The 20,399-nt window shown below is 44.1% G+C and carries 17 protein-coding genes and 1 pseudogene; 6 read left to right on the top strand and 12 right to left on the bottom strand.

What is annotated here, in order from left to right; genetic code table 11:
* Positions 1–4 precede the first annotated feature (4 nt).
* The gene (locus tag J7E78_RS24660; protein WP_215078879.1) at positions 5–1,522 is read right to left on the bottom strand and encodes a glycoside hydrolase family 43 protein; all 1,518 of its coding nucleotides are present in this window, start codon (positions 1,520–1,522) and stop codon (positions 5–7) included.
* 162 nt (positions 1,523–1,684) lie between these two features.
* On the opposite strand from J7E78_RS24660, the gene J7E78_RS24665 reads away from it, so the two are divergent.
* Positions 1,685–2,554, top strand: a complete 870-nt coding sequence (locus J7E78_RS24665) for an AraC family transcriptional regulator (protein WP_215078881.1) — start codon at positions 1,685–1,687, stop codon at positions 2,552–2,554.
* Positions 2,555–2,674: 120 nt separating this feature from the next.
* Here J7E78_RS24665 and J7E78_RS24670 read toward each other — a convergent pair whose 3' ends face one another.
* The 4 genes from J7E78_RS24670 to J7E78_RS24685 form a co-directional block, all read right to left on the bottom strand.
* On the bottom strand, positions 2,675–4,369 hold the full coding sequence (locus J7E78_RS24670; RefSeq protein WP_215078884.1) for an ABC transporter substrate-binding protein: 1,695 nt from the start codon (positions 4,367–4,369) through the stop codon (positions 2,675–2,677).
* A gap of 274 nt (positions 4,370–4,643) precedes the next feature.
* Complete coding sequence (locus J7E78_RS24675; protein ID WP_215078886.1) at positions 4,644–4,919, bottom strand: barstar family protein; 276 nt, start codon at positions 4,917–4,919, stop codon at positions 4,644–4,646.
* Positions 4,920–4,933: 14 nt separating this feature from the next.
* Positions 4,934–5,368: a ribonuclease domain-containing protein gene (locus tag J7E78_RS24680; RefSeq protein ID WP_215078888.1), complete on the bottom strand. Its 435-nt coding sequence runs from the start codon at positions 5,366–5,368 to the stop codon at positions 4,934–4,936.
* A 257-nt stretch (positions 5,369–5,625) separates the two neighbouring features.
* Positions 5,626–6,387 carry an alpha/beta hydrolase gene (locus J7E78_RS24685; RefSeq protein WP_251035246.1) on the bottom strand — a complete coding sequence of 254 codons (762 nt, stop codon included), beginning with the start codon at positions 6,385–6,387 and terminating at the stop codon, positions 5,626–5,628.
* 138 nt (positions 6,388–6,525) lie between these two features.
* On the opposite strand from J7E78_RS24685, the gene J7E78_RS24690 reads away from it, so the two are divergent.
* The 3 genes from J7E78_RS24690 (at position 6,526) to J7E78_RS24700 (ending at position 9,435) form a co-directional block, all read left to right on the top strand.
* On the top strand, positions 6,526–7,137 hold the full coding sequence (locus tag J7E78_RS24690) for a TetR/AcrR family transcriptional regulator (protein WP_215078889.1): 612 nt from the start codon (positions 6,526–6,528) through the stop codon (positions 7,135–7,137).
* 27 nt (positions 7,138–7,164) lie between these two features.
* Positions 7,165–8,046, top strand: coding sequence for an AraC family transcriptional regulator (locus tag J7E78_RS24695; RefSeq protein ID WP_215078891.1), 882 nt, complete (start codon positions 7,165–7,167; stop codon positions 8,044–8,046).
* A 108-nt stretch (positions 8,047–8,154) separates the two neighbouring features.
* Positions 8,155–9,435, top strand: coding sequence for a glycoside hydrolase family 27 protein (locus tag J7E78_RS24700; RefSeq protein ID WP_215078893.1), 1,281 nt, complete (start codon positions 8,155–8,157; stop codon positions 9,433–9,435).
* Positions 9,436–9,493: 58 nt separating this feature from the next.
* On the opposite strand, the gene J7E78_RS24705 is transcribed toward J7E78_RS24700, so the two are convergent.
* The 4 genes from J7E78_RS24705 to J7E78_RS24720 all read right to left on the bottom strand — a co-directional run bounded on the left by J7E78_RS24705 (position 9,494) and on the right by J7E78_RS24720 (position 14,592).
* A complete protein-coding gene (locus tag J7E78_RS24705) occupies positions 9,494–9,850 on the bottom strand; it encodes a hypothetical protein (protein WP_215078895.1) in 357 nt (118 codons plus the stop codon).
* Positions 9,851–9,975: 125 nt separating this feature from the next.
* A complete protein-coding gene (locus J7E78_RS24710; protein ID WP_215078897.1) occupies positions 9,976–10,704 on the bottom strand; it encodes an amino acid ABC transporter ATP-binding protein in 729 nt (242 codons plus the stop codon).
* Positions 10,697–12,142 carry an amino acid ABC transporter substrate-binding protein/permease gene (locus J7E78_RS24715; RefSeq protein WP_215078899.1) on the bottom strand — a complete coding sequence of 482 codons (1,446 nt, stop codon included), beginning with the start codon at positions 12,140–12,142 and terminating at the stop codon, positions 10,697–10,699. The genes J7E78_RS24710 and J7E78_RS24715 overlap by 8 nt, the downstream gene beginning before the upstream one ends.
* A 344-nt stretch (positions 12,143–12,486) precedes the next feature.
* Positions 12,487–14,592, bottom strand: coding sequence for a serine hydrolase domain-containing protein (locus J7E78_RS24720; RefSeq protein WP_215078901.1), 2,106 nt, complete (start codon positions 14,590–14,592; stop codon positions 12,487–12,489).
* A gap of 285 nt (positions 14,593–14,877) precedes the next feature.
* On the opposite strand from J7E78_RS24720, the gene pdxR reads away from it, so the two are divergent.
* Entirely contained in the window at positions 14,878–16,308 is a 1,431-nt protein-coding gene (gene pdxR / locus J7E78_RS24725; RefSeq protein WP_215078903.1) for a MocR-like pyridoxine biosynthesis transcription factor PdxR, read from the top strand.
* 45 nt (positions 16,309–16,353) lie between these two features.
* A complete protein-coding gene (locus tag J7E78_RS24730; RefSeq protein WP_215078905.1) occupies positions 16,354–16,974 on the top strand; it encodes an NAD(P)-dependent oxidoreductase in 621 nt (206 codons plus the stop codon).
* A 135-nt stretch (positions 16,975–17,109) separates the two neighbouring features.
* Here the strand turns inward: J7E78_RS24730 and J7E78_RS24735 are convergent, their stop codons facing one another.
* From J7E78_RS24735 to J7E78_RS24745, 3 genes and pseudogenes are all read right to left on the bottom strand, one after another.
* Positions 17,110–18,354 carry a serine hydroxymethyltransferase gene (locus J7E78_RS24735; RefSeq protein WP_215078907.1) on the bottom strand — a complete coding sequence of 415 codons (1,245 nt, stop codon included), beginning with the start codon at positions 18,352–18,354 and terminating at the stop codon, positions 17,110–17,112.
* 25 nt (positions 18,355–18,379) lie between these two features.
* Positions 18,380–19,584, bottom strand: a pseudogene (locus J7E78_RS24740) (benzoate/H(+) symporter BenE family transporter).
* Between the two features lie 19 nt (positions 19,585–19,603).
* A complete protein-coding gene (locus J7E78_RS24745) occupies positions 19,604–20,347 on the bottom strand; it encodes a YggS family pyridoxal phosphate-dependent enzyme (RefSeq protein ID WP_215078908.1) in 744 nt (247 codons plus the stop codon).
* Positions 20,348–20,399 lie beyond the last annotated feature (52 nt).

Consider the following 20,399-nt stretch of genomic DNA (forward strand, 5'->3'; position numbering starts at 1 on the left):
TCAATTACACCTCATTTTTTCTGTTAAACTTCCATTCTCTTAAAAGGATGGTTGAGCTGTCTGTTGAATTTTCAAACTTAATATACAAGTCTTGCACACCTTTCGCACCCGTAACATTCGTTGTTAGTTCCATCCATTGAAGGGATTCGGTCGCAGTCGGAACAATGATTTCGGCAATTAATGGTCCGTCTGCACGATCAAGCCGAAGTTCCAACGTACCTTCGCTTCCTTGATTCGCAATAATGGCCGTAAAGGTTGTGGGTCCTTCACTTTCAAAGTCGACCTTGGATAGAGCTATCCAGCTGTCATTTTGCAGCTTAGCGGACATGATATTCGAGTCGGATGCAGATATCTCAGCAGAGTCAAGATATTGCTCTGTTGTTACGCTACTGCTCCATCCAATCGTCGAACCGCTTACCCACCCATAGGGATTGAAGCACTTGATTTGAGGTACGCCCTGATAATCTGCATGTACCTTCTGGATCTTACCCGTGACCTCATCATGCTCGACTCGATTCAGATGTGTCGAACGGTAACCATCGGGAATATTCATGGCCTGGCTTAATGTCTGAGCATGATAGGCAATGTACCACTGATCGGCCAGTTGGAATATAGCATGATGGTTATTGCCGCCAACATCAAAAAAGTGGCCCGGATTCTGGAGCAACGTTCCCTGATATGTCCATGGCCCCATCGGCTGAACACTGGTCATATATGCAATTTCACCGGGTGGTGGACTGCCCTCTGGCCGATTACCCTCAACAAAATTGGAACAATACGTAAAGTAGTAACTATTATTATATTTATGTATCCCTGCATCTTCAAACATATAAGGCGCCTGAATCACCTTCGCTATGCCAACAACGCTGATCATATCGTCTCCCAATCGCATAACTCTTGCCGTATCCGGTCTTTCTGCTTTCCCCTGTGGAATACCACCGCCGAAGTATATGTAGGCCTGATGATCATCATCTACAATGACAGCCGGATCGAATAGCCAGGTTACTTCCTCCACTCCCGGAGTCTCTCTTGTAATAAGTGCTTTTCCTATAGGGTCTATCCATGGACCTACAGGTGTGGGTGCAGACAGGACACCTATTCCACTGGCATTGTTGGCGAAATAAAGAAAGAAACAGTCCTCGCCATCCAAAATTCGATGAGCAGCTGCCGGAGCCCAAGATTGCGAAGCCCATGTTGCTGCGCCTTGAGGTCCAGCAACTCTAATCTCCCCATGATCGGTCCAGTTGATTAAGTCATCCGAAGAAATGACCGTAATCCGGTTGATTGAACTGTAGCTGTTTTTCTGAGGAATACCGCCCTTATCATATTCCAGCTTATCACTAGTCATATATAAGTAGACTCGATTGTTAAATACCAAAGCATAGGGATCGGCTCCGAATTTGTGGGCCACCAGAGGGTTACCGTTGGGACGAAGCTTTCCAATCTCACCTGGAATACTCTCCAGATTGGCGGCTTGGTCTTGCTTTTGCTCACCAGCATGTGGTGTAGAATGATGATTCATCGAAAGAATCCCCCTATAATCGTTTTTAGTTGTTCTTTTTACAAGAAAGCGTTTGCAATACAAAGGGTATCATGATAGGATGATTACATTTTAAGGTAAGCTGAGTACAATTTCATTGCGTTAACCGCTCTATTTATTGCTTGAAATGACGGGAGGTACTTCATGAGTGGATCCTCTGAGTGTTTTTATGATCCCATCCAGCCTGAGCTTTTATATCTGCACCGCGTAACAACGTATAAGCTGGAAACGATCTATCATCGACATAATGCATATGAGATCTACCTGTTTCTTCGTGGCAACGTTCACTTTTATATAGAAAATCGATGTTACCATGTACAGCCGGGGGATTTGCTTGTGATGTCACCCGAGGAGATGCACCGAGCCTTTATTCTGGATGAATCTGAATATGAGCGAATTACCATCAATCTCAAAAAAACTTATCTATTTCAGCTTTCCACACCATCAACCAATCTATCGTCATGTTTTGATCATCGCCCCAAAGGAACAGGCAACATCGTACATTTAAACGACTATAGCTTGAACCAAATGCTGCAATGTACGAACGAACTGGAAGGATTGCTTGCTTCCGATGCTTATGGTACTGATATCAAAATAAATGCAGCCGTCGCCCAATTGTTGGTCATGATTAACGTCTGGTTTCATAACAACTCCTTTGTTCCCAATGACATCATGCCTGAACTGGTTCGTGAAACCATGGATTATATTGAAACACATCTAAATCAAGACATTACACTTCGCAAACTTGCCGAAGTGTTCTACATGAACAGTACTTATATCAGTCGCCAGTTCAAAAAGCATACTGGATTGACGATCCGTTCCTACATTTTGGGTCGTCGTATTGAACGGGCCAAATTCCACCTGTCTGAAGGAATGAGTATTACGGATGCATGCTTTCAATCGGGCTTTAGTGACTATGCCAATTTCATTCGCAGTTTTACCAAAATGGTCGGCATCTCCCCCGGTAGATATATCAAACAAAGACGTGATGTAATTGAAGCTTTGCCAAAATAATGACTAGCTCATTCAATGTAAACTAAAAAACATCAAGCATCCTGCATGGCTCGATGTTTTTTTAGTTCTTGACATACTTCGTATCTGCAAACAATTCATTGTTGTGATTATATCCGCAAGTTAATTGATCTCTTTCCCCGTCCACAATCGAACGCGATCTTTAATCCACTCTGTATACTGCTCTTCCATAGCTACTGCACCTGCATTATCAAGTTCGGTAATCATATTGTCATATATGCCTTCAAAGGCACTCGGAGAGGATGTAATTGCTTCGGCGATCCGTTTCTGAATAATATCCTGCGTTTTCTGATACACAACGTTATAATCCCCGCTATCCGAAGGAATCGGCATATTGTAAGCAGCGCCCCACTCTTTCACTGGAAACTCCTCTTCGGAAGGGAACAAGTCCTTCCATGTGGTGATGCTATAACCTTTCAAAGCTTCTTTTTCCTCATCGGAATAACCTTGCTGAATCTGTTCAGGATAATTCGTAGTATAGTAGTTATTCGTTGAATCTTTGACGCCATCCCCGTAGTGAGCACCAAAAATGTAATACAAGCCTACTCCGGTTTCTTTGGTGAATGTGTTATTGTCTTTGTTTTTACGTTCCTGTACATCGGCCGGGATGGTGCGAACACCGTCTTCCACGTTATATTGCTCGCCTTCAACGCCCCAGTTTCTCAATACTTGCCCTTCTTCAGAAGACATCCAGTCCAAAAATTTGATGGCACGGACAGGGTCTTCACAATCGACTGTTATGCCAATGCCATAACCATCAAAGCCGATATTTTGGAAATCTTTACGCTGAAAACTGTCATCTAGCGTTACCGGATAGAATCCGTAGGTCATATCGTCCTTTCCAGCGCTTTTCAACGCATTTTCCGCATCACTGAATCCCCAGCTTGGATCAAGCAAGGATAACACGCGTCCACTGGCGATTTTGGACTTATACTGGTCATCCTTCTGAACAAAACTGTCCTTGTCCAGCAAGCCTTCATTGTACATCTTGTTCAACCACCGGAAATATTCCTTCTCCTCGGGACGTTTGTAATGCAGAACGGCTTCGTAGGTGTCAGGATTGATGAAATACTCGCCATCTCCAGGTCCTCCAGTAGACATGACAGCGGGATCAGTAACCGTGATCATTCGCCGCCATCCATCTGCACTAAGCGTCAGTGGAATCGTGGGTTGGCCATCATCTGTGGTCGGATGTTTCTCGTAATATTCACGTAGCACATTTTCGAAATCGTTTAAGGTTTTGATCTCAGGATACCCGAGTTCCTTGACTACACGATGTTGAATGGCGGTACCATTCGTGGCATCGAAGCTGACCTGATCGATCGCACCATTTGTCGGAATCCAATAGATTGAAGGATCGTTATTGCTGTATTTCAACCGATTGAATTGCTCACCGTAGATCTTTTTCAAATTGGGTGCGTGTTCTTCAATCAGATCCGTCAAATCAATCATTGCACCGGCATCAACGAGTCTGGTCAAGTTACCTTTGGGAAAGATCAAATCCGGATAATCGCCACTGGCAGCCATCAGGGAAATGCGGTCGTTTCCGCCTCCGCTCGAAATATCGAATTCTGCATCAATACTTACACCGGTTTCTTCCGTAATTTTCTTCCCTACCGCATCCTGCATTTTGTTCCAGTTGGGACTTGCATCTGCGCCGAAGTAGGTGAATGTGATTGGGCTGTTGGGGTCACTCGTATTAGATTCGGAATTCTCTCCAGCGTTTCCGCAACCGGTGGAAACTAGCACAACACTTGTTACGAGACATGCTCCTAGCATTTTTGAAATGGCTTTCATTATTTTTCTGCCCCCTAAATGGTGTTAGTCGTATAACCAATCCAGACATTACGATGGTTCGCTTTGAAATAGTATACGCTTACATATTTAACTGTTAGTAAACGAATACAATCCTGCCTACCCTATTCCATGTTTAAAGTATAAGGAAATCTAATAACCCCAACCTTGATTATTAAGCCATGAAAATAGCATGATCTAGACATGAGTCTCCGTAAAAATGTGAAGACCAAAAAAGCGATGGTTGCCCATCGCCTCATAAAGCCAAACCTACTTTTCAATAATATAATTCCACCGTAAATCCTTGGATCTCCCCTTCCACATCACGCAACAATTCCATGACTTGGTCAGCGTAATCTCCAAGAATCTCTTTGCTTTTCTCAAAACCAATCCATTGAACAGTAAGCGGCATGCTTACAGCCCCAGTTAAGACATCCCATAGTGCGTCCAAATTGCCTCCATAGCTCTCGTCTAACTCAAGCTGGTTCTGCAAAATTTGATGAAGCTCTTCCTTGCTGTGAAAGTCGTTTCCGTTAATCTGAATGATGCTCATATCATTTCCTCCGTTTATTTTAACTGTTCAAATGACTTATAATGATCTGTCGTCTGGTAGATTAGACCGTCATTCGAGTATAGAATTCGGTCGCTTCCGCGCCGTCCTCCTGAGTAATTTATATCGGCTTCGTACCATATCCTGCCTTTTTTGTTGGGGAGTAACCCTTCCCGGTTCCTGAACACGTCGCCGCCGATGCTTTTGCCTGGGGCTACTTCATGTAAATTCCCTTCACTTGGTTCCCAGCCCAGTTCTCTGGCCTCTTTCTTGGTCATGTAATTTGGTGGGAGCTCATTGTGCTCCGAGATATAATTCGCAACCTCATCAAATCCCATATCCTTCGAAACTTGTGGTGCTCCGAGATCAAGCACAGACTCTGATGTACAACCCGAGAACAATAATGCGGCGATGACGATCAATAATGTGTAAGCAAATTTTCTGAAAAACATAATCTTTTCTCCTTTTGATGTTGTTGCTCTTGCTGTCTTCCGTTTTGCTACTATTTCGATGACAATGCTTATAATGTTAACGATTTGTGGTAATTAAAGCAATTCTGTAAGCCTATTATGAAGTTGAATTTCAATTAATAAAAGCAATTAACCCTGCTCTATTGAGGCATACTCGTATGCCTACAACAAAAAAGCCGCTAAAATAGCGACTTTAATCGTACCGCGATCATTACCATTCAATACATTCATTTAATAGTTTATTTTAATTTATCCATCCAGTTCTCCAGTGCTACGACAACCTCTTCCAACTGCTTTTCTTCCGTAATTGCAGGTTGATTATCTCCTTTTTGCATGCCATATGAGCCAAATTGACCGTGATTTCCACCCTCTATACTCACATATGTCGTGTCTTCCGGAAGATTTGCTTTGGCCTTCTCCCAGTCTTCCCTGTTAAGGACTCCGTCATCCGAGCCTGTAATCTGTAAGATAGACAATTCCGTAGTTTTCAAGCTGCCTCCTTCATCAGCATAGGAAGCCAAGAAAAAGACGCCTTCCAGCTTATCGCTGTGCTCTGCAGCATACCGTGCTGCGAATGACCCTCCCAATGAATGGCCGCCAATAACAAACGCTTCGTTAGGATGTTCCTCGATAAAGGAATCAGCTTTATTTTGACCGAAAATCGCCAAGTTTATTGGCATGTTTGCGATATATACACGGTGACCCTGTTCTGCCATTTCTCTCGCAAGTGGAGAATAACTTTCAGGTTCAACCAGACCGCCTGGATAAAAAATAATATTCGGCTCTGTTACCTTGGTACCCACGGGTTCAAATCGGTAACCGTCCTTAATCTTGGTGACATTAACCTGAGCATCACTTGTCATCGCCGTTTCAGCTCGCTCAGAGGGACTATACGTAACCGAATTGAGATATACGTATACACCGGCCACGATGATAACGATGGACAAGATTGCCCACATGATTATCTTTTTCCATTTGTTTGTACGTTGTGCTGTTTTCAACCTTAAAACCACCTTAGTATGAGGATAATGATATGTCTTTTTTAACTCTTCATAATTATACTTACCGGTAAGTATAATAACAAGATGATTTTGCTTACTATCGTTATTTGTCATAAAATATTCATGGAGGGAAATCCAATGACAGAAAAATCAACGAAACGTTTACCTGGAAGACCGAAACACGCTGACGACGATATCTCTATTCAGCAAACCATCATTCAAACAGCTTCAAAGCTATTCATGGAGTATGGCTACGAAACAGTCACGCTTCATCAAATTGGCAAAGCATGTAACGTGTCAAAACCAACGATTTATTATCATTTCACCAGCAAACCAGAGCTTTTTAAGGTTGCCTTTACAACGATGCTACAGAATGTGAGTCGGTTAACCTCGCATATGCTTGATCAAGCCGAGAATCTGGAGTCGGGGCTTGTGCGATTGGCAGAGGCCAGACTGGGAAATCCACATGCGGAGATTGAAACCATGCTCAGAGAAGCTGAGCCTTTTCTTGAACCAGCTCAAATTCAGGATATACGCAACGCGGAGCATCAGATTCACGAAGTGTTAGCCTCCCATTTCCAACGGGCAATGGATGAAAACAGACTGCGGAAGGACGATCCGTATTTCCTGGCAGAGACCTTCTCGACATTGATGTTAATGGGTAATCGGGAAGATAACCTGCATAAATATGGTTCCAATTTTTCACTAGGCCAAAGACTAGTTGATATTTTCATTCGCGGAGCGCAGTAAAAATTCAGGGCAACAAGGAGAGCTGACATGAATATCCCTAGAGGAACCTATGGGTTTCGATTTGCGGAAGACAAGGAGCTCCAACTATGTGTACTGTATGCGGCAGGATGTGATTCAATAACCGATCCTTCTTATCATTGGGATGGACTCGAACGTTCGGACGGGCCTCTCCTGTTATTCCAATATACAATCTCGGGTGAAGGGGTATTTGAGTCGAATAATCGCATTCATCATGTTACCGCAGGACAAGCTTTTTTGGCAGAAATTCCAGGAGCACATCACTATTACTACCATTCAGCATCAAAAGAACCTTGGGAGTTTCTGTTCCTGCTGTTCAGGCCAACTCTTATTCTGCCCCATTGGCGAAAATTCCTTCGGGAAGCTGGAGAAGTTCCCAATTTACCCGCTGATTGTACACCGATCCGACTGTTGCGGATGATCGTGACTGATGCGGCGGCAGGTAGAATCACTGATCCTCTGATCGCATCATCGAGCGTATATCAATTCATGACAGAATTGACGCGATTACAGAAAACAACATTGCGCAACAGGGAGAATTGGTCTGAAAACATTCAAATAGCCGTTGAATACATAGAACACAACTACTCCAAGATGATCAGTATCGATCACCTTGCGGAGCATGTTTCCCTTTCCAAATATCATTTTATACGTCGCTTTTCCTCCAGTACAGGTTTGACGCCAGGTGTTTATCTGACCCGTCTACGTACCGAGAAAGCAATGGAACTGCTGCGCGGAACTACGCTTAGCATTGAAGTCATCGCCGAGCAAGTCGGGTATTCCAGCGGAAGTTATTTTATCAAAGCCTTTCGCAGCTTAACCGGCGTTACGCCAGGTGAATTTCGTAGTGGAGGAGAAAGCCTTGTGTACCGTAAATTGTTCTTCGACTAACCGCAATATTTTGCTATTCCACACTCAACATTACTGTAGATATTAATAAAATCCTTTATTATGATGAATTGAGCGAGAGCAATAATTAATCCATAAAGGAGCATTCCCATGAATCATACGCTTGCAGCATCAACTCCACCGCTTGGCTGGAACAGCTGGGATTGTTACGGCGCGGCCGTTACGGAAGACGAAATTCGTGGCAACGCCGAGTACATGGCAGAACATCTTAAAGACTTCGGCTGGAGCTATATTACAGTCGACATTCAATGGTACGAGCCTTTGGCCAATTCTTCGCAATATCGTCCGTTCGTTCCACTAATCATGGATGAATATTCGCGGCTTATGCCTGCCGAGAATCGGTTTCCCTCCGCTGCGAATGGACTGGGATTTAAGTCATTAGCGGATTACGTCCATAGTCTTGGGCTGCAATTTGGCATTCACATCATGCGTGGTATTCCACGTCAAGCTGCACATGCGGGTACTCCGATTCTGGGTACAACCGCCACTGCGCGTGATATTGCTCATCCGAACTCCATATGCCCCTGGAATACAGATATGTATGGTGTCGATAGCTCAAAAGAAGGCGCACAGGCGTATTACGATTCGCTTTTTGAACTGTATGCACAATGGGGCGTTGACTTGGTGAAGGTTGACGATATTGCCGCTTCCCGGCTGTATGATACCCATCAGCCCGAGATCGAAATGATATCCAAAGCGATTAAGCGCTCCGGCCGACCGATGGTACTTAGTCTCTCTCCTGGGCCTGCTCCGGTGGAATACTCGGAATTCTTAGCCAAACATGCGAACATGTGGCGTGTCACGGACGATTTCTGGGACCTTTGGCCGCTGTTATTGGATATGTTCGACCGCTGCCGGACGTGGCAAGGTGTTCCCCAAGCAGGCTGCTGGCCAGACTGTGATATGTTACCTTTGGGTCATATCGGTATCCGTTCTGTAGACGGTGGTGGAGCAGATCGCTGGACTCGGTTCACGCCTGACGAGCAGTTGACCATGATGTCGCTGTGGAGCATCTTCCGTTCCCCGCTCATCTTTGGTGGTGAACTGCGAGATAACGATGATTGGACACTATCCCTGTTGACCAATCGTGAGGTTCTGCGAATGCATCGCGAGAGTTACGGAGCCAGAGAAGCCTTACGCAAAGAAAATCTTATTGTGTGGACTGCCCAGCATGCGGATGGCTCCTCTTACGTCGCTGTGTTTAACATCGGTGAGAATGCTCTACCTGTGGATCAGTCCATTGATGAGGTCGGACTGTCCGGCATTACCGAAGGCACCGAATTGTGGAGCCGAGAAGCAGCTGAATTTACAGAGAATTCATTAGTTACTAATGTACCTGCGCACGGTGTGCGTCTCTATCGGTTTTCCTAAGCTTGCAAAAGAAAAAGAGAGGTCTGTCGTTCATTAGACTGACCTCTCTCTCATTTCATCAGTATGTATCCATGGCTTGAACGGCCAGATGAAATGCTCTAATTCTTCTTTCCAGTAGAGTCTTTTGAGGGCTACCTTCTTTGGCCTTGGCATACATGCTCTCAAGAGAAGGGAATAAACCGGATAAGACAAGACGAGCTTCTATTATATCTTCCTTGGTGTATGAATGAGCTTTTTGATTCCATACCTTTTCCAACAGTGCTAGTCCGATGTATAAAGCTTGGAGACGTTTCTGTAACAATGTCGTGTTATTCCTTTTCTGAGTCATATTCACTAAGGCATTTTCCGATTTGCGGATCGTTGATTGAAAGGCTTTAATGGATTGCAGTTGTTCTTCATGTGACACGTTTTCCATAGAGAACAGACCTCTCTTTCTTCGCTTGATTTGGTCGGTATTCAAATATATTAATTCACCTCATAAATATAACAAAAAAAGCCGCTTAAATAGCGACTTCCAATGTGTTCATTCTCGATTTAGTGCTAGAGTACCTTCTCCAAAAAGCTGATCGTCCGCTCATTCTTCGGATTTCCAAATATCTCTTCCGGAGTGCCCTGCTCGACGATATAACCACCGTCCATGAAGATCACACGATCAGCTACTTCGCGGGCAAAACCCATCTCATGGGTAACAATGATCATCGTCATGCCCTCACTCGCAAGATCTTTCATTACACCCAGAACTTCGCCTACCATCTCTGGGTCAAGCGCCGAGGTCGGTTCATCAAATAACATCACATCCGGATTCATGGCAAGCGCACGAGCGATAGCTACACGTTGCTTTTGTCCACCTGACAGTTGTGTTGGGAAGCTATCTGCTTTATCAGACAGACCCACACGCTCAAGTAATTTGAGTGCTGTATCACGCGCCTGCTGTGCATTTAATATCCCAAGTTCTCTTGGCGCAAACATGATGTTCTTAAGTACACTAAAATGAGGGAACAAATTAAAGTGTTGAAATACCATGCCAATATTTTCGCGAGCTTTGTTCAGGTTGGTTTTAGGGTCATTCAGATCCTGATCATCCACGATAACCCGGCCTGCCGTAATCACATCTAATTGGTTGATGCAGCGCAAAAAAGTACTTTTCCCTGAACCGGAAGGTCCGATGACACAGACGACTTCTCCTTCGTTGACCGCCACATCAATTCCCTTGAGGACCTGATTCGAGCCGAAATTTTTCTTTAAACCTTCAACTTTTATTTTAGCCACGACGAACCTTCACCTCCAGATAATCAGCAATTTTGGTCAATGTGATGATAACAATCAGATACATAACCGCAACCGTTAACCAAATGTCAAAAGAGGAGAACGTTCTTGCAATAACAATTTTACCCGATTGTGTCAACTCTACGAGCCCAATAACGGACAAGATTGACGTATCCTTCAACGTGATAACCATCTGGTTAATGAAAGAAGGAATCATAACACGTACCGCCTGCGGAATAACGATCTTTATCATCGCTTTGCGATAAGGCAGGCCCAATGAACGGGCAGCTTCCATTTGACCACGATCAATCGATTGAATCCCGCCTCGGATAATCTCGGTTACGTACGCCCCTGCATTCAGACTAAGTGTCAGAATAGCCGCCAGGAACAATGGCATCGTGAAGCCCATCGCCTGTGGAATCCCGAAATAGATAAAGAATGCCAGGACAATCAGCGGAATACCGCGGAAGATATCCACAAATACGGTGGCAACACCACGAAGGAATTTGTTCTGTCCCACCTTCATGAATCCGAAGATCAGACCGATGATAAATGCGAAAAACAGGGACACAATCGTGTATAAAAGTGTTTTCCCCAGACCTTTCAAAAGTGAGGGAAGGGATTTCTGAATTAGCTCCCAACGCCCCAGATTTGCGACTTGGGCGTTCTCTCCAACATATTCTTCGATAATGCGCTTGTACTCACCGTTAGCTTTGATATTAACAAGACCCGCATTGAACATCTCCAGAAGTTCCTGATTTTTACCCTTACTTACCGCAAATCCGTAGGAAGCCCCGTCCTCTTTGTCGGTAACGATTTTCAATCCGTTATTTTGTTTTACCCCATATCTTAGAACGGGTTCATCTTCAAAACAGGCCACCGAATTACCGGTCATTACATCATCATACATTTGATATGATTCGTCGAATGGAACAATCGTAAATCCATACTTTGAGGCGATGGATTCAGCAAAGCTGTACCCTTCTGTTCCCGTTTTTACAGCGACCTTTTTACCACGAAGATCTTCGTAACTTTTAACAGTATCATTATTTGCGCTAATTCCCATAACTACGCCTGAATCATAATATGGCTCTGAAAAATCAAATTTTGCTTTTCTCTCATCCGTAATACTCATCCCTGCGATTACACCATCGACCTGATTAGCCTCAAGTGCCTGTACAGCCGCGTTAAATCCCAGAGCTTTGATTTGATACTTGAAATTTTGATCTTTGGCGATGGCATCTAGCAAATCCATGTCGATACCAACAAAATCCCCATTCTCATCTTCATATTCGAATGGAGCAAATGTGACATCAGTTCCGATAATATACGTTTTACCGGAATCGGACGCTGTAGCAGCGTTCCCTACCCATCCTGATAGACCGCTCACCAGGAGCAGCATCAGTGAAAGTATAAAAAATGAGATCTTCGTTGTTTTCATGTGTCCTCCCCGTCTCGGTATTGTCCGAATAATCATTATTTTCTTTAGAATCGGTATTACGGTTATGCTTTTTTGTCGATCTACTGCCCATTTGATTGTTATTATTTACTGTATATTAACAATCAATGCTTTGCCTTTCCACTTGCAACATTTTCCTCCATCATTTTTTCCAACCAGTAAAAGCCCTCTTAATACTTACCCTCCAGGTAAGCTTTGCGAAACCCAATATTACATTGTAAATCTGAAAAAAGGTGCATTTACTTCAAAACGTATTATTTAAAATTTAAAACTTAAAAAAAGCCGCGTTATCCGCGACTTTCTGTTGTACAGTTTTTTATCATCTATTAATTTTCTCTGGTTGTCAATACAATCTCGAACTTCGAACCAGCTTCACCCGCGAACACAATGGTTCCGTTCTTAGGCAACACAATTTTGTTTTGTCCACTGACCACTGTATGATTCATGCCTACGCCCGCTTGGTCGTATACAGCAAATGCGCTGTTTGAAGACATCTTTACCGTCATTTCTTTACCTGCGGCTGATGCCGGAATCGAAAACCATGTGGCATGCCCATTCGCTTGAATCGTTGTCTTTGATTGTCTTCCCGTATAGATTGGTTTTATAATTTCTTGAGCAGCATAGACGTTGCCTCCAGCTGTAACGTATTCCACGCCATTTTCCTCATAGAAATTAAACTCCATCGTGTCACGGCCCGCCAATCCAGGAATTTGCAATTGGTTCACAGCTTGGTTAGCTCCAACAATTTTATTGGTGTAGATATAACCAGGCAGCTCATTAAAAGTATGAATGGGAATCATCGGCATCGCTGCGTTGTACAGTGTTGATGTGTATTTTTCATTGACCAACACGTAGGCTTTGCCTTCCCGTTTCTGCCATGCAGCCTTTACTTCTGCAGACAATTCATTGGTTTCAAGCTTTTCTGCCTTATATTCCGAGGAAGCAACTTGTCCAAGTCCGGGAACAGACTGATATGAGCGAGACCATAAGTATGTGTTCCCATTGACTTCCTGAACGAACTTCAGCTTTTCCGTACCCGTATCATTAACAAATGAGCCATCAGTGGTGTACGTATAGGTCTGATCAGGACTGTTAGGAGACGACAGATTAGATATTGTTAATTGTCCGTCACCTTTTACATCCATCTTCATTAACATGTTTGCCCCACCAGCGTACATGCCTGTGTGCTGTGCAAGTTCCTTCGGCATGGTTGTTTTCACCGATGCATCATGTGACTTCTCCGGTTTACGCTCTGGAATGATATTCTTCTCCTCAAGCGCACCAAGCAACAGCTCAGTTGCCAGCAATTGATCGGTTGAGCTATGACCTCCAGAAGAAGTTACGGCAGCAGCCATATTATATTCCGGTAACACAATCAAGGAGGAATGATAGGTGATTGTATTGCCACCTTTGCTTACTGCCTGGATGCCGTAATCATTAAAAGGAAACAGGTTCACGCTGTCCCAGCCCAGGCCGTAACCAATAGAAGAATCGCCTTCTTCTGGCCACATGCCTCTCTTGTATTCTTCTTCCTCCATGGCCTCTACGGATTCCTCCGAAAGAACATCTTCAACCTCACCTGTAAAGATTTTCGAGAACTGAACCAGATCTTCAGCGGTGGAATAGATGCCTCCCGAGGCAATCATATTGGTAGTCTCTAATGGGAGTTGCTCCTCATGCGAAGGGGAATATGTCGCTGCCATCTGGCTAAAGTCCACAATATCCTGTGGTGTTTTGGTATGCTCCATACCAAGGGGTTCGGTTATGTACCGGTGCATGAAAGTTGTGAAGCTCATGCCGCTGACCCGCTCAACCAGAATTTCAGCTAATGTAAAACCGTCATTACTATACACCGAGTATGCACCAGGATCAGCCTTCAGATGTTGAGTTGCCAATTGCTCAAGTAACGTATCATGTGCATAGGTATCATTATCTCCAAACAGTATTGCACTGTTACTTGACGTTCCGAGAAGTCCGGATGAATGATTCAGTAACATGCGTGGTGTAATCTGTTGGTAACGCTTGTCTTTCATTTTAAAGTCTGAAATATACTTCACGACAGGTTCATCGAGATCGATCTTGCCTTGGTCAACGAGCTTCATTACGGCGGTTGTGAGCACCATTTTGCTGGTTGAACCAATGCCATACATGGTATCTGAAGAAAGCGGAATGTTGTTTTTCAGATCATTTTTGCCTGCCTGACCGGAGATCACAATCTCGCCCTCATCCATCAGTGCGTACTGCACACTTGTCGTAGCGTATGATTCAGTGAGTACCTTTGCCTTAACGCTTACTGTCTTTTTAGTCAGATCATAAGTAGGGCTACTACCGTTACTGGTAGCGGGTGTGGCCATGGCCGACATTGGGGACATCATTGCAAACACCAAGGTTACGGCGGCGATAGACGTTCGTTTCTTTCGTGTCAATCTCATCTTCTCCTGTCTAGTCTATGGAATAGGAATCTCTGTGGTAGTACTCCCGTAGTGTAACCGAAGAAGATGAACTGTCTGTGGCTTGAATATGAATCGAATATGAACCAAGCAGGACCGACCGAAATCGGGTGGACACACGGTAAAAATCGCTTCAGTCCAGCTTTGTTTTGTTTGCAAATTAAACTTTTGCTATAATGGTACATCAATCAATGGATTGCCAATAACATGGCTAAGTACATAAATAAATGCAATCCATAGTTCAGCATGAGTAATGGAGTTGAAGCAATGCTAAAAGTTAATCGGAATGACCAACGCCCGATCTGGCAGCAACTTTTGGATCAAGCGATTCATAATATCACAACCGGGAAATGGCAACCAGGTGAATTGCTGCTTCCATCACGTGAACTTGCTCAATTAATTGGTGTTTCACGGTCAACCATACAGATTGTGTACGAGGAATTATTCAGCCGAGGGTATACGGTAACTTCCCGTCGGGCCGGAACAAGGGTTAGTGATTGGACATATACACCTCGTTCATCAGAAGGCGTCACGATGCAAGGACCTATTCCTCCTGAACTGCCTACACTAAACGAATCGATTGGTCATCTGCATAGTTGGTTTGGCAATAGAGACAATCGCAAAATAGAAATTGATTTTAATCCCCACGAGCCTTATCTCGATGAAAGTTTCACAAAAGCCTGGAGGCAATCTTTTTTACAAGCTTCCACTGAACCTGATCTGGATCTTTGGGCTTATGGCGATGCCAGAGGTTTACTGGCGTTAAGAGAACAGATTCAGCGTTATTTGTCACTTGAACGAGGCATTCATATCGATGTTGATCAAATCTTGTTAACCTCAGGTGCACAACATAGCATTGATTTAATTGCGCAGGCACTCTTAAGTGAAGGAGACAGAGTTTCGGTAGAAGATCCCGGCTTCCCTGCCGCTTGGATGGCGATGAAATACCGCCGGATGCAAGTCGATCCCGTTCCAGTCGATGAGTATGGATTATGTGTAGATCATATTCACCCACAGACTAAACTCGTATTTGTCACACCTTCTCATCAATGCGCCGTTGGTGTTATTATGTCGGAGCCACGCAGGCAACAATTGATGCACTTGGCGTCTCATCATCGATATTGGATTGTTGAGGATGACTACGACAGCGAATTTAGGTACCGTGGAGATCCGCTTCCAACTATATTTAGTCAGCAACCTCAGAATACGCTTTATATGATGAGTTTTTCCAAAATGGTTGCACCTGGCATTCGACTATCCGCTATCATCGGCCCCCAAATAGCCATCGATCGCCTTACTCAAGTTCATGAATTAACCTATCGTCATCTGCCGATTATGGAACAATTAACGCTAACTCATTTTATTGAGCGTGGTCATTTTATGCGCCATATGAGAAGAGTTCGGAACATATATCGACGCCGACACGAAGTCATGACCAAAGCCATTGTTGCTTCTGGGCTAGGCTCACGATTTACATTAAGTGGTGTGGAAACGGGATTACATATGCTGCTAGAATCTGAAACGTCATTTGACGAAGAAGCGCTGACGAATGCTACCCTTGATCAAGGTGTGCGGGTGTATCCGCTTAGTAGATATTGCTTGGAGAGTCATCGAAAAGGATGGATATTAGGTTTTGCGAAAGTGGATGAGGAGCAGATTGAGGAAGGCATACAACGACTTGCAAAGATTGTATTATGATGGAGAACATGCTCTCCAATCGGATTCGAAAGGATGTTTTTTGTGATGAAAATTTTAGTGTTAGGAGCCACCGGACGGGTTGGAAGTCATTTCGTCTCTAATGCCCTACGTTCCAATCATCATGTAACTGCACTGGTTAGAAGCCCGGAAAAGGTACAAATCAGCGATGACAATTTTGTTCTGCATCAAGGGAACGCTTTAGTCAAAGAGGATATTCATCACGCCATACAGGGTGTGGATCTCGTTGTTAGCGCCTTAAGTACAGATGGAACGACTACATTATCGCAATCCATGAGACATATTGTTGAGGCTATGGCTCAGGAGCGTATCATAAGAATCATTACCATTGGTACAGCAGGAATATTGGAAAGTCGAACGCATCCTGGCTTGCTTCGTTTTCAATCCCCTGAGTCCAAACGTAAGTCCACGCGAGCAGCTGAAGAGCATCTGGAGGTGTACAACATTCTCAAAGCTTCAAAGTTAGAATGGACCATCGTGTGTCCTACCTACTTATTTGATGGAGAATCTCTCGGTAAGTACCGGGTTGAGCGCGACTACTTGCCTGACGGTGGAACTTCTATATCTGTAATCGATACTGCGGAGTTTGCTTATCAGCAATTAATCTCTGATGAGTATGTACAGTCGCGTGTAGGTATAACCTACTAGGGCGTCTCCTATATCTCAATTAAGGTATATCTCTTCGTTCAAAAAAGTAAGTTTCAATATAAACAAGCAAATTACGAGCCTGCAATTGTTATCCATTAGGAACAATTGCAGGCTCTATTCGTGTCTGCTATTGAGCTATTTAAGCCCTTCATATAGAGGGAATTGCGAAGTGATTTCACGGACATTTCCTAATATCTGTTTTTTCACATTCGAGTTCTTTGGATTTTTAAAAGCAAGTCCTATCAGCTGAGCAATTTCTTTCATTTCCCTGGCTCCAAGTCCTCTTGACGTCATAGCTGGAGTTCCAAAACGAATACCGCTTGTGACCAACGGGCTTGCTGTATCGTGAGGGATTGCATTTTTATTCGCCGTAATCCCTACTTCATCCAGTAAAGCTTCGGCTTCTTTGCCTGTAAGGCCCATAGTTCGTAAGTCAACCAACACGATATGATTATCTGTCCCACCCGTTACAAGGGTGAGTCCTTCATTCATCAAAGTTTCTGCCAATACGTTGGCGTTACTCAGAACACCTTCAATATATGTTGTGAAATCCGATTGCAATGCCTCACCTAATGCCACCGCTTTCCCCGCGATAACGTGCATGAATGGCCCACCCTGGGTTCCTGGGAATACAGCTTTGTCGATCGCCTGTGCCCACGACTCCCGACACAAAATGGCTCCCCCTCGTGGTCCTCGTAAGGTCTTGTGTGTGGTTGTTGAAACAAAATGTGCATGTGGTACCGGGTTAGGATGCAGACCTGCCGCAATAATTCCTGCTATATGCGCCATATCTACAAAGAAAAGAGCTCCCACTTCGGCGGCAATCTGGGCAAATAATTCAAACTCAATGGTCCGCGGGTATGCACTTCCACCTGCAACAATCATGCGTGGACGATACTTATAAGCAAGTTTACGTACTTCGTCAAAGTCAATGCGGCCCGTCTGTGCATCGACACCATATGGAACAAAATTGTAAAACCTACCTGAAAAATTAACAGTACTTCCGTGTGTTAGATGACCACCTTGGGATAGATTCATGCCAAGTATTGTGTCACCAATCTCAACCGAGGCAAAATATACTGCCATGTTGGCCTGAGAACCAGAGTGAGGCTGCACATTCGCATGTTCAGCGCCAAAAAGTGCTTTAAGGCGGCTATTTGCTATCTCTTCGACTGTATCAACATGCTCACACCCGCCATAATATCTTCTGCCCGGATACCCCTCCGCATATTTATTGGTCAATACCGAACCTGTTGCTTCCATCACAGCTTGACTTACAAAATTCTCTGATGCAATCAGTTCAATCGTACCCTGCTGCCTTGCAAGCTCTTGCTGGATAGCATTTCCTACGACTTTATCTTCCTTCTCCAAATGTTTCATGAACATCTTCCTCTCAATATTACGGTTATCTATTCGTTCCAAATTGTTTTTTGGGGAATTTACTATTCATCAGTAGATGTGCCATCATTCCTGCGAACAGTCCCCAAAATGCACCACCGACACCAAGCAAAGTCACATTCGCTGCTGTCGCCAAAAACGTAATCAATGCAGTTTCACGTCCCTTAGGATCCGTTAATGCATTGGCAAGACTGCCACCGATGGTTCCAAGTAACGCTAGTCCCGCTAATGTTGCAATAAAGGTAGCAGGAAGAATCAAAAACAGAGCAGCCAATGTTACGCCAAAAATGCCGACAAAAATATAAAAAACACCACAAGCAATGCCTGCAATATAACGTTTGGTTGAATCCTCATGTGCATCCTTTCCTGTACAAATCGCTGCTGTAATAGCTGCCACATAAAAGCATGTGATCCGAATGAGGCTGCTAGAAGCGAACCCAAACCTGTTACAGCTAAAATAGGATTGGCACTTGTCTTGAATCCATCATTACGCAGAACAAGCATTCCGGGCATATACTGCCCTGTCAAGGTAATAATGAACAGCGGTAGCGCAACGCCAAGTAAAGCATTTAACGAAAATGCTGGAACAACAAATACAGGCGATGCTACAGCCAATTGGATCGTACTGAAGTCTGTTTTCCCCATGCATATCAAATAAATCAAACCGATTGCCAATATGCCAACAATGGCGTAACGGGAAGTAAACCTTCTTAGCACGATATAGCCTGCAAACAGTACAATCACAAGCAAAGGATCTACCTTCGCCCCTCCAAAGGCCGAAATACCAAACTGTAGTAAAATGCCAGCTAACAATCCGGAAGCGATGCCTGGGGGAATAAGTCGAACGAAACGTTCAAACATGCCTGACAGACCTAAAATAATAAATCCGACTGCTGAAATCATGTAAGCGCCAATAGCTTCTGGATAAGGGGTTACCGCTAATGCTGAAACGAGAAACGCCACACCCGGTGTAGACCAGGCTGTAATAATCGGTTCCTTGTACCGATAACTGAGCCAAATTCCTGTCACTCCTACCCCAATCGAGATGGATCAAATCCAGGAAGCGGTCATTTCCGGGCTTAAACCAGCCACTTTTGCTGCTTGAAAAACAAGAATAAACGTACCCCCGTAATTAACAATTACGGATATTAAAGCGGCGATCACCGGCGATATCAAATCGCGACCACGTAACGAAGCGGATGCTGTCTTCATATTTAACACTACCTCCCACTTAATCATCGATGCGTGTGTTTTCATTCCAGTAATACTCGTCCGGTAAGTAGCGTTGACCAAATACACTTGTCCCTACACGTATCAGTGTAGCTCCTTCTTCAATGGCGACTTGGAAGTCACCAGACATACCCATCGATAAAATATCCATTTCTACGCGTGGAATATTTTTCTCTTTAATCTGTGTACGGATCTGGTTTAACAGTCGAAAACAATGTCGTGTTTCTTCGTTCGTCGCATTCAGTTTTCCAATGGTCATTAAACCTTTCACGTTTAATGTCTCGAATTGAGACAACTGTTCTACAAGCTCAACGGCTGTTTCTGGAGAGGCACCAAATTTACTTTCTTCGTAGGACGTATTAATTTGCACAAGAATGTCTAAGGTCTTATTCTCTTTGAGAAGCTGGTTATGTAACGCTTGACCCAGTTTCAGACGATCTACGGAATGGATGAGCGTAACATATTTAACAACGTCCTTTACTTTATTTCTTTGCAGATGTCCGATAAAATGCCATTCCACCTGTTCGTGTTGCTGCATAAGTGGAAATTTGTCCCGAAGTTCCTGAGCTTTGTTTTCTCCGAATAGAACCTCACCTGCTTGAATCGCTACCTCTAGTTTCTCAAGCGGTACCGTTTTGGTCGCGAGCAACAACTTGATGTCCTCTATGTTGCGACCTGAAGCCTGGCAGGCCAATGCCATTTGCTGTCTTACAGCTTGAAGATTTTCTTCTACTAGATGTTTCATGTCAGCCACCTTCTTTCTATTCCGAACAGGAATGAATCAATGAGATTTGCTC

Origin of the sequence: Paenibacillus polymyxa, assembly GCF_018614975.1 — a bacterium.
GTDB lineage: Bacteria > Bacillota > Bacilli > Paenibacillales > Paenibacillaceae > Paenibacillus > Paenibacillus polymyxa_E.

Excerpts from the sequence above, each read along its gene's own strand:
- J7E78_RS24660 (WP_215078879.1), bottom strand. The coding sequence starts at position 1,522 with ATGAATCATCATTCTACACCACATGCTGGTGAGCAAAAGCAAGACCAA.
- J7E78_RS24665 (WP_215078881.1), top strand. The coding sequence starts at position 1,685 with ATGAGTGGATCCTCTGAGTGTTTTTATGATCCCATCCAGCCTGAGCTT.
- J7E78_RS24670 (WP_215078884.1), bottom strand. The coding sequence starts at position 4,369 with ATGAAAGCCATTTCAAAAATGCTAGGAGCATGTCTCGTAACAAGTGTT.
- J7E78_RS24675 (WP_215078886.1), bottom strand. The coding sequence starts at position 4,919 with ATGAGCATCATTCAGATTAACGGAAACGACTTTCACAGCAAGGAAGAG.
- J7E78_RS24680 (WP_215078888.1), bottom strand. The coding sequence starts at position 5,368 with ATGTTTTTCAGAAAATTTGCTTACACATTATTGATCGTCATCGCCGCA.
- J7E78_RS24690 (WP_215078889.1), top strand. The coding sequence starts at position 6,526 with ATGACAGAAAAATCAACGAAACGTTTACCTGGAAGACCGAAACACGCT.
- J7E78_RS24695 (WP_215078891.1), top strand. The coding sequence starts at position 7,165 with ATGAATATCCCTAGAGGAACCTATGGGTTTCGATTTGCGGAAGACAAG.
- J7E78_RS24700 (WP_215078893.1), top strand. The coding sequence starts at position 8,155 with ATGAATCATACGCTTGCAGCATCAACTCCACCGCTTGGCTGGAACAGC.
- J7E78_RS24705 (WP_215078895.1), bottom strand. The coding sequence starts at position 9,850 with ATGGAAAACGTGTCACATGAAGAACAACTGCAATCCATTAAAGCCTTT.
- J7E78_RS24715 (WP_215078899.1), bottom strand. The coding sequence starts at position 12,142 with ATGAAAACAACGAAGATCTCATTTTTTATACTTTCACTGATGCTGCTC.
- J7E78_RS24720 (WP_215078901.1), bottom strand. The coding sequence starts at position 14,592 with ATGAGATTGACACGAAAGAAACGAACGTCTATCGCCGCCGTAACCTTG.
- pdxR (WP_215078903.1), top strand. The coding sequence starts at position 14,878 with ATGCTAAAAGTTAATCGGAATGACCAACGCCCGATCTGGCAGCAACTT.
- J7E78_RS24730 (WP_215078905.1), top strand. The coding sequence starts at position 16,354 with ATGAAAATTTTAGTGTTAGGAGCCACCGGACGGGTTGGAAGTCATTTC.
- J7E78_RS24735 (WP_215078907.1), bottom strand. The coding sequence starts at position 18,354 with ATGAAACATTTGGAGAAGGAAGATAAAGTCGTAGGAAATGCTATCCAG.
- J7E78_RS24745 (WP_215078908.1), bottom strand. The coding sequence starts at position 20,347 with ATGAAACATCTAGTAGAAGAAAATCTTCAAGCTGTAAGACAGCAAATG.